Origin of the sequence: Ramlibacter sp. (assembly GCF_035706265.1) — a bacterium.
Classification (GTDB): domain Bacteria; phylum Pseudomonadota; class Gammaproteobacteria; order Burkholderiales; family Burkholderiaceae_C; genus Ramlibacter.
Window position 1 is genome coordinate 1 of record NZ_DASSVG010000335.1, and the last position, 8,353, is coordinate 8,353.

An 8,353-nucleotide genomic window follows, 5' to 3' on the forward strand; every position below is an offset into this window, starting at 1 on the left:
CTGCGACGGTAGAGGGTCAGCGACCAGAAGGCGCCCACCCGCAGGCCCTGGCCTGCCGGAAAGCGCAGTTCGTAGCAGTGCGAGCCGTGCAGGGGCTGGCCCTCGGCGTCGACTTCCGCCGTGGGGTACATCGCCTCGTCGATGCCGAGGGCACCGATGAAGTTGCGCGCGACGCGGGCGCGCGTCTGCACGTCCTCGCCCCAGTGGGTGCGAACGGCTACCGGCAGCGCCCAGCCCCCGCCCAGGGCGTGCGGCTGTTCCTTGCCGCGCAACTGCTCGAAAACGCACGGCAACTCCGCTTCCAGCGCCTCCTCGGCCACGGGCCCGTGCAGGGTCTCGCCGGCGGGCACCGGATTGCGCGCCAAGGCCTCGTCCACGATGGCGCGGTACAGCGAGGCCGGCGGAACGGCGGCACTGCGCCCGTCGAGCCGCGTGTCCACGCGCATGGCCGCATCGCTGCCGTCCACGCGCCGTGCGCCGATCTGCGCCTGCAGGCCGCGCACGTGGTCCAGGTCGGCCGGCGTGTCGTCCACCAGGATGCGGCCGATGATCCACACGTCATCGCCGGGCGCCGCGATCACTTGCGAGACGCCCTCCGGCACCGTGCCACGCCAGCCCGGGCCGTGCACGAGCGTGCGCTGGCGGCGATTGCCGGTGGTGCGGCGGCCCACGTAGGCGAAAGGATTGGTCCAGGCGTCGAGCAGGCCCAGCGTCCAGTAGCGATCGCCCATGTCGGGAGTGTCGATCACGACCGGGCCCTCGGAGAGGTCCAGCCAGGCATTGCTGTACACCGTGTCGTTGTTCGGGCTCACCACCTCGCGGTCGTCGGGGCCGAGCCGGCGATGCGTGTGGGTGAACTGGTTGACCCAGCGCATGCGGGAAGCGCGGTCCTCCGCGGCGAAGCCCAGGGTGGGATGGCGCCGTGCCGTCGTCGCCGCGCGCATGCGCATCATCTCGAAGACGGGCAGCGTCTGGACGATCGCGGCATGGGTTGCCGCTTCGCAGGTCACGAGTGGGGAGTGGGTAGAAAGATCCATGGTGTTCAGGCGACGACGCGGTCTTGGCGCAAGGCAGCGATTTCTGCTTCGGAATAGCCGGCTTCGGCGAGGATGGCTGCGCCGTCGGCGCCGCAATCGGGGGCGGCGGCGGGAGCGGGTCGCGGTGCATCGCCCAGCCGGTAAGGCAGGCCGAGCGCCCGGTAGTTCTGGCCGTCCGCCGAGGCGGCTTCGACCAGGATGCCGCTGGCGGCGACGTCGGGGCTGGCCAGCACTTCGCGGTAGCTGCGCACGGCACCGGTCACGATCTGGTTGCGTCCGAGCAGTGCCACGCACTCCTCCGTGCTGTAGGAAGAGAGGCACTCGCGCAGCACCTCGCGCAGGGCCGCGCGGTGGGCCACGCGTTGCGCGTTGCTGCAGAAGCGGGGATCGGCTATCAGCTCCTCCCGGCCCATCACGCGGCAGAAGCGCTGCCAGTGGTCCTCGGCATACGCGGACAGCACGATGTGGCCATCGCGCGTGGGCACCACGTCGGCCGCGGGCGCGTTGTGAGGCTGGCCATCGCCGATCCGCGTGGGCTCGGGCGCGCCGCCCAGGTATTCGCACCAGGTGGCGGCCTGGAGGTGCATCGCGGTTTCCAGCAGCGATACCTCCAGGGTCTCGCCGGTGCCGCTGCGCTCGCGGCCGTAGAGCGCCGCCAGCACCGCCTGGGCACCAAGGTGGGCAGAAGCGGCGTCGACGATGGGCACGCCCACCTTCTGTGGCAGCCGGTCCGGTTCGCCCGTGACGGACATCAGGCCGCTTTCGGCCTGCGCGGCGATGTCGTAGCCGGGCCGCGCGCGCGAAGGGCCGCTGCTGCCGAAGCCGGAGATGGACAGGTAGATGATCCGCGGATGCCGCGCCCGCACTTCGGCCGGCCCCAGGCCCAGCTTGTCGACGACGCCGGGACGCAGGTTCTGGATCACGACGTCGCTGCGGGCGATCAGGCGCAGGGCGATCGCCCGGCCGGCTTCGCTCTTGAGGTCGAGGGCGATGGAACGCTTGCCGCGGTTGTAGGCGCGGACCATGGATTCGCCGTAGCGGCCGATATGCCGGGCCTGGTCGCCGGCAAGGGGCTCGATCTTGATCACGCTGGCGCCCAGTTCGCCCAGCACCATGGCCGCACCGGGCCCCGCGATGTACTGGCCGAAATCGATCACGCGCACCCCGGCCAGCGGGGTGGCGGGCGAGCGGGTGCCGGCGGAGGAAGGGACAGGCATGGAACGCACGATAGAGGCGGCTACGATTGCTGAAAAGTCAATAATCCTGATGCCGTGATCGCTGCTGGTGATCGCCCGATGCAGTGGTGCGCGGCCCGTCCATGAAGCAAAGCCCCGATTACCTGGTGCGCCGGCTGCGCCTGCGCCATCTCGAACTGCTGGTGGCGCTGGCCGACGCCGGCACCATGCGTGCGGCGGCCACGCGCCTGCACCTGAGCCAGCCGGCACTCAGCAAGATGCTGGCCGAGGTCGAGTCCGGCTTCGGTGCCCGCCTGTTCGAGCGCAGCCCGCAGGGCCTCGCAGCCAATGCACTGGGCGCCGCGGTGACCTATCGCGCGCGCGTGATCCTGGGCGAGCTGGCGCGCGGCAAGGACGAGGTCGACGCCTTGCGCACCGGAGCGGAGGGTGTGTTGCGCCTCGGGACGCTGTCGGTCACAGCCGCCGTGCCCCGGGCCGTGGTGCAGTTGCGCCGGCGCGTGCCCGGCGCGCGCGTCCAGATCCAGGAGGGACGGGTGCGGGAGCTGATCCAGCGGCTGTTGCATGGCGAGCTCGACTGCGTCTTCGGGGCCATCACGCCGGAAGTGCTCGCGAGCGACCTCCTGCCGCTGCTGCAACCGGAAGTGCTGCTGGAGGACGAACTGTGCGTCCTGTGCAGCACTGGCCATGGGCTGGCGCGCAGCCGCCGTGTGCGCTGGGGCGACCTGCAGGCGCAGCCCTGGGTGGCGCCGCCGAAGGACACGCTGGTGCGCCAGGCCCTGATGACTGCGTTCCTCAACGAGGGCCTGGAGCCGCCGCAGCCGGTGATCGAAGTGGTGTCGTCCGTGACGCTGGGAAGCGTGCTGCGCATGGATGCATCGCTGCTGGGAGCGGTGCGCTTCGACCATGCACGCGACGAACTGGACCGCGCCGGCGTTCGCCGCCTGGCCGTGGCGCCGGTGGTGGCGTTGCCTGCCCTGGGCCTCTACACGCGGCGCGCCGCCGAAGGCCCGGCACCGCTGGTGCAGGCCTTTGCCGACGCGATCCGGCGCGTGGGAGTGCGGGCGCGCCGTGCGGGCACGCGTTGAGCGTGGGGACGCGGCGAGGCGTCCTCCTCGCTCAAGGCACCCTGGACGAGCGCTCCACCTGGCACGCCATGCTGGCTTCGACGGCGCAAGGGCCGGCGTCGACGGACCTCACCATCGGGGTGCAGCCGGCCAGATGCACGAGAGCCCACAAGCCGAGCGCGATCAACGGGGTTCGCATGGGCCCCTCCTTTCGCAGGGATGCGTTGCGGCGCCATTGTGCCTTCGGGGCCCGGGGCCGTACATGGGTGGGCCGCTTACGCCGTCTCGCCCCCGCGGCGCTGGAGAAAGGCTTCTTGCCGGGCCCCCACCGCGTCGGCCGGCTCCCCCACCAGCTGGCGGTAGACGGAAGGCGCGGTGGCGCCTTCCGTGTTCACCACGAGGACGCGGGCGTCGCGTCCCAGGCCCACCCGGGATGCGAGCTCGGGGGCTTGCACCAATTGCAGGAGCGCTGCGAGTCCTGCTGCACCGGACTCTCCGGCAACGATGGGCAAGTCTCCCCCGTTGCCGCGGGCGAGCCTGCGCATGGCGGCCACGGCGGCATCGTCGCCGAGGGTCATGAACCAGTCGGCGCCCGGCTCGAGGAAGCGCCAGGCGAGCGGGGACGTTTCGCCGCAGGCGAGGCCGGCCATGACGGAATCCACCGAGCCCGTGGCCTTCGCGGGCCGGCCTTGCAGCGCGCTCTGGTACAGGCAGTCGGCCTGCTCGGGCTCGACGACCACGACGGAGGGCCGCCTTGCGCCGCAGGTCTCCCAGAAGTAGCTCACGATGGCGGCAGCGAATCCGCCCACGCCGCCTTGCAGGAAAACGTGGGTCGGGGGCGCGGAATCCGCCAGGCTCTCCACGATCTCGGCGGCGATGGTGCCGTAGCCCTGCATCACGTCGCGCGGGATGTCCTCGTAGCCTTCGTACGAGGTGTCCGAGACCACGTGCCAGCCTTTCGCGGCGGCGAGGCGCGCGGCCTCCGCGACGGAATCGTCGTAGTTCCCCGTGATCCGTACGATCTCGGCGCCATAGGCTGCGATCGCCTGCTCGCGCTCCGCGCTGACGTGCGCATGCAGCACGATCACGCAGCGGCAGCCCAGGCTGCGCGCCGCCGCGGCCAGGGCGCGGCCGTGGTTGCCGTCCGTGGCGCTGATCACCGTGAGCTCGCGCAGGAGCCCACGGTGCCTGCCCGCGAACAGCGCCTGCGCGTCCAGCTGCTCGTGCGGCCACATCCGCAGGACCAGCCGCACCAGGGCGATCGGCGCTCCGAGCGCCTTGAAGCTGCCCAGGCCGGAACGCACCGATTCGTCCTTCAGCAGCACCTGGCCGAGGCCCAGTTCCTGCGCGAGTCCCTCCAGCGCATAGAGAGGCGTGGGGCCGGGTCGGAGGGCCTCCCAACAAGAGAGCCACCGCCTGCTCTCCTGTGCCCCGGCGACCGACAGGATCGCCTGCAGCGGTGCGGGGTAGCCCGTACGGGTGGCGCGTGGATTGGCAAGCAGCATGGGATCTTTCCGGTGATCGCGGCCGCCATGCTAATAGGCGGCCCCGCGCCGCGCGCGCTTTTCCGCCATAGTCGCCGCATGCACATCCAAAGCAACATCCCGGCGCGGCTCGATGCGCTCGCCTGGTCGCCCTGGCACTGGCGGGTGGTGTTCGCCCTGGGCGTGGCCTGGGTCCTCGACGGGCTGGAGGTCACCATCGTCGGCTCGGTCGGCAGCGTCCTCGAACGGCCGGACACGCTGGGCCTCACCGCCGCCCAGATCGGCTGGGCCGGCTCGGTGTACGTGGCGGGAGCGGTGGCCGGCGCGCTGCTGTTCGGCCGGCTGGCGGACCGCCTCGGGCGCAAGCGCCTGTTCCTCGTCACGCTGCTTGTCTATATGGGCGCGACCGTTGCGACGGCCTTCACCAACGGCTTCGGCGCCTTCGCCTTGTGCCGCTTCCTCACCGGCCTGGGCATCGGCGGCGAATACGCGGCGATCAATTCGGCCATCGACGAACTGATTCCGGCCCGGGTGCGCGGCCGCGTCAACCTTGCCATCAATGGAAGCTTCTGGATCGGTGCGGCGATCGGCGCGGTGGTGAGCCTGGTGCTGCTCGATGCGCGGGTGCTCGGGCCGCAGGGCTGGCGGGCCGGCTTCCTGCTCGGCGCGGTGCTGGCGGTGGCGATCCTGCTGGTGCGCCGCCAGGTGCCGGAAAGCCCGCGCTGGCTGATCGCCCAGGGCCGCACCGAGGAGGCGCGGCGGATCGTGGCGGCGATCGAGCGCGAAGCCGGGGCGGGGCAGGGCAGTGCGCCCGAGCCGGCCGCCCACGCCAGCGTGCGCGTCGCCGGCGGCCACGCCGTGCCGTCGCTGCGCCAGGTGGCCCACGTGCTGCTGCGCCGCTACCGGCAGCGCAGCGCCGTGGTGCTGGCGCTGATGGTGTCGCAGGCCTTCTTCTACAACGCCATCTTCTTCACCTATGCGCTGGTGCTCACGCGCTTCTATGCGGTGGATGCGGCCCGCATCGGCCTGTACATCCTGCCCTTCGCGGCCGGCAACGTGCTGGGGCCCTTGCTGCTCGGCCCGCTGTTCGACCGCGTCGGGCGCCGCGTGATGATCACGGCCACCTATGCCCTGTCCGGCGTCGGCCTGCTGGCCACCGGCCTCGGCTTCGTCTCCGGCGTGCTCGATGCGACGACGCAGACGCTGGCCTGGTCGGGCGTGTTCTTCCTCGCCTCCGCCGCCGCCAGTTCCGCCTACCTGACTGTGAGCGAGGTGTTCCCCCTGCAGATGCGGGCCCTGTCGATCTCCATCTTCTATGCGGTGGGCACCGGCATGGGCGGCTTCGCGGCGCCGGCGCTGTTCGGCGCGCTGATCGAGACCGGCAGCCGCGAGAACGTGTTCATCGGCTACGCGGTCGGCGCCGCGCTGGTGATCGCAGCCGCGGCCGTGGCCTGGCGCTACGCCGTCGACGCGGAGGGCAAGCCGCTGGAACAGGTCGCCCCGCCGCTGGACCTCGATGCCTCATCGGGCGCGAGGCGGCAGGAAGTCTGACCTCGACGCCAGCGCATGCCGACGCAAGGGTGCGCAGCGCCTGCCCCCAGGCCGTGGCGCCCGCTGGCACGGCGCAGCCCCGGGCCGGGGCGATGCTTCTGCGCAATCGCACGCTGTCCTGGGGAAGATCCATGCGCCTCGTTCTCGCTTCGGCCGCCACCGTGATGCTGATCGCCGCCGCCGCTGCCGCGGCGACCTTCCATGCCGCACCGGGGCGCCAGGCCAAGGCCGCCGCCACCGACGCCGTGCCGGGCCTGGTGTGGCACAGCGGCACGGCCACGATGCGCCTGACGGCCCAACCCTGCCCCATCGATGAATTCGCGCGCGCGCTGGAACTCGAAGGCCGCGCGCCGCCGCGCGCCTACGTCGTGCAGCAGGGCAGCCGCCAGTTCACGGGCTGCTGGTCGAAGGACGTCGACGGCGACGTGATCACCATGGAAGTGAACCGCGAGCCGGGCAGCATTCCGATCAGCTGGTTCCACGCTTCGTAGCAGAACGAACGTCCGAAAACCGGCGGCACCTTGGTGCCGGTGAGTGGGTGACCCACGCCTGGGGAGGTTGGTTGCTTTGCCCCACCCCCCCTTGCCCCACATGCAACGAGCCGTTGCGAGGCCACGGCTGCACAAACCAACAGTCACATCGACCGACGCCCGGCAACGCGTCTTCGCCGGGCACGCGGCTTGCCCTGTGGAGTGGACCTGAAACCATCCACCTACAAGGCCTGCCCGTGAAAAGAGTTTTGATTTACTCGCACGACACCTTCGGTCTCGGCAACGTCCGCCGCATGCTGGAGGTAGCCCGTCACCTGGTGCAGACCTCCCCCGAGGTCACCGTGCTCCTGCTCACGGGCAGCCCGATGCTGCATGCGTTCCGCATCCCGCCGCGGATCGACTACGTGAAGCTGCCCTGCCTGGCGCGGGACACCACCGGCCGCTACAGCGCGCGTTCGCTGCCGCTGGACCTGCCGGACCTGGTGAAGCTGCGCGCCAACCTGATCCGCAGCGCGATCGTCGACTTTGCGCCCGACCTGGTGCTGGTGGACAAGAAGCCCTTCGGCGTGCAGGACGAACTGGCCGGAGCGCTGGAATCGTTCTCGCGTGCCCGGCGCCGGCCGCGCCTGGTGCTGCTGCTGCGCGACATCCTCGATAGCGCCGCGGCCACCTGCGGCGTGTGGCAGAAGAACGGCTACTACGAGGCCATCGCCGCCCACTACGACCAGGTGCTGGTGGTGGGCAGCCCCGACATCTTCGACCTGCGCCGCGAGTACGCCTTCCCGCCCTTCGCCGCGGCCAAGGTGCGCTATTGCGGCTACATCGCCCGCGAGGCGGCCAGCCGCCCCCGCGCCCACGTGCGCGCCTCGCTCGGCGTGGCGCCGCACGAGCCGCTGGTGCTCGTCACGCCCGGCGGCGGCGAGGACGGCTACCAGCTCGTCTCCACGGCGCTCGAAGGCCTGGCCCGCACGCCCGCGCACCGGCGTCCGCGCACCCACGTGGTCTGCGGCCCGGAGATGCCGGAGCACCAGCGCGCCGCCGTCGAGGCCGCCGCCGCGGCCATGCCCCAGGTCAGCGTGCAGGTCTTCTGCGACGACATGATGTCCCTGATGGGATCGGCCGACGTGGCCGTGACCATGGGCGGCTACAACACCGTCTGCGAGCTGCTCACGAGCGGCCGCCGCGGCGTGGTGGTGCCGCGCACCAAGCCCGGGCACGAGCAGTTGATCCGCGCCGAGCGCATGGCGCGCCACGGCCTGCTGCGCATGCTGCGGCCCGACGCGGCCTCGCCCGCCTCGCTGATGGCGGAGGTGCAGCACCAGCTCGATGCGCTGGCCCGCGCCGAGCCCCTGCCGCGGCTGCAGGCCATGCAGGGCCTCGAGAGCGTGGCCCGGTCGCTGCGCGAGCTGATGGGCCTCGAAGACGCGGGCGGCGACGACAGCGACGGGCCCACGCTGGAGCAGTTCGCCGCCGGCACGTCGGCAGGCTGGTCCGCCGGCGCGGTGGCGGTGACGCAATGAGCGCTGAGCC

The 8,353-nt window shown here is 71.6% G+C and carries 7 protein-coding genes; 4 read left to right on the top strand and 3 right to left on the bottom strand.

The window, feature by feature from the left end; all coding sequences use genetic code 11:
• Window positions 1-1,037, bottom strand: a 1,037-nt coding sequence (locus tag VFM98_RS12170; protein WP_325110187.1) for a DUF1254 domain-containing protein, incomplete at its 3' end; no start/stop codon positions are given.
• Window positions 1,038-1,042: 5 nt separating this feature from the next.
• Entirely contained in the window at window positions 1,043-2,254 is a 1,212-nt protein-coding gene (locus VFM98_RS12175; protein ID WP_325110188.1) for a CoA transferase, read from the bottom strand.
• Between the two features lie 101 nt (window positions 2,255-2,355).
• Between VFM98_RS12175 and VFM98_RS12180 the strand changes: the two genes are divergently transcribed.
• Window positions 2,356-3,318 carry a LysR family transcriptional regulator gene (locus VFM98_RS12180; RefSeq protein ID WP_325110189.1) on the top strand — a complete coding sequence of 321 codons (963 nt, stop codon included), beginning with the start codon at window positions 2,356-2,358 and terminating at the stop codon, window positions 3,316-3,318.
• Between the two features lie 254 nt (window positions 3,319-3,572).
• On the opposite strand, the gene VFM98_RS12185 is transcribed toward VFM98_RS12180, so the two are convergent.
• A complete protein-coding gene (locus VFM98_RS12185; RefSeq protein WP_325110190.1) occupies window positions 3,573-4,802 on the bottom strand; it encodes a diaminopropionate ammonia-lyase in 1,230 nt (409 codons plus the stop codon).
• Window positions 4,803-4,880: 78 nt separating this feature from the next.
• Between VFM98_RS12185 and VFM98_RS12190 the strand changes: the two genes are divergently transcribed.
• The 3 genes from VFM98_RS12190 (at window position 4,881) to VFM98_RS12200 (ending at window position 8,343) form a co-directional block, all read left to right on the top strand.
• Entirely contained in the window at window positions 4,881-6,332 is a 1,452-nt protein-coding gene (locus tag VFM98_RS12190; RefSeq protein ID WP_325110191.1) for an MFS transporter, read from the top strand.
• Between the two features lie 131 nt (window positions 6,333-6,463).
• Window positions 6,464-6,823, top strand: a complete 360-nt coding sequence (locus VFM98_RS12195; protein ID WP_325110192.1) for a hypothetical protein — start codon at window positions 6,464-6,466, stop codon at window positions 6,821-6,823.
• Window positions 6,824-7,059: 236 nt separating this feature from the next.
• Entirely contained in the window at window positions 7,060-8,343 is a 1,284-nt protein-coding gene (locus VFM98_RS12200) for a glycosyltransferase family protein (RefSeq protein ID WP_325110193.1), read from the top strand.
• Window positions 8,344-8,353 lie beyond the last annotated feature (10 nt).